Consider the following 934-nt stretch of genomic DNA (forward strand, 5'->3'; position numbering starts at 1 on the left):
CGGGTGCCGGTGCGGGGCACGATCGTGGGGTTGACGTTGTCCAGCACGACCTCGCGCGTGATCACGACCCGCTCCACGTCATCACGCGAGGGCACGTCGAACATCACCTGCTGCAGCACCTCCTCCATGATCGCGCGCAGCCCCCGCGCCCCGGTCCCGCGCAGCAACGCCTGCTCCGCGACCGCCTCCACCGCACCGTCGGTGAACTCCAGCTCCACCCCGTCGATCGCGAACATCCGCTGGTACTGCTTGACCAACGCGTTCCTGGGCTGGGTCAGGATCCGCACCAACGCCTCGGAGTCCAACGCCGACACCGACGCGATCACCGGCAGGCGCCCGATGAACTCCGGGATCAACCCGAACCGGTGCAGGTCCTCCGGACGCACCTGCGCGAACAGGTCCTCCCCCGCACCCGTCTCGATCGGCGCCCCGAACCCCACACCCCGCTTGCGCGCCCGCGCCGCCACGATGTCGTCCAACCCCGCGAACGCCCCCGCCACGATGAACAGCACGTTCGAGGTGTTGACCTGGATGAACTCCTGGTGCGGGTGCTTACGACCACCCTGCGGCGGCACCGACGCGCTCGTGCCCTCGATGATCTTCAACAACGCCTGCTGCACACCCTCACCCGACACGTCCCGCGTGATCGAGGGGTTCTCCGCCTTGCGCGCCACCTTGTCGATCTCGTCGATGTAGATGATGCCCGTCTCGGCCTTCTTCACGTCGAAGTCCGCCGCCTGCACCAGCTTCAGCAAGATGTTCTCCACGTCCTCACCGACATACCCCGCCTCGGTGAGCGCCGTCGCGTCCGCGATCGCGAACGGCACGTTCAACATCCGCGCCAACGTCTGCGCCAGATACGTCTTGCCCGTCCCCGTCGGACCGATCAGCAAGATGTTCGACTTCGCCAGCTCCACGTAGTCCGGGTCGTCGG

Annotated in this window: 1 protein-coding gene; it reads right to left on the reverse strand. The window is 67.2% G+C overall.

Annotation, left to right across the window (positions count from 1 at the left end):
* Positions 1 to 934, reverse strand: a 934-nt coding sequence (gene clpX / locus GYH36_RS19095; protein ID WP_162290699.1) for an ATP-dependent Clp protease ATP-binding subunit ClpX, incomplete at both ends; no start/stop codon positions are given.

This window comes from Cellulosimicrobium composti, from assembly GCF_010287905.1.
Classification (GTDB): domain Bacteria; phylum Actinomycetota; class Actinomycetes; order Actinomycetales; family Cellulomonadaceae; genus Cellulosimicrobium; species Cellulosimicrobium composti.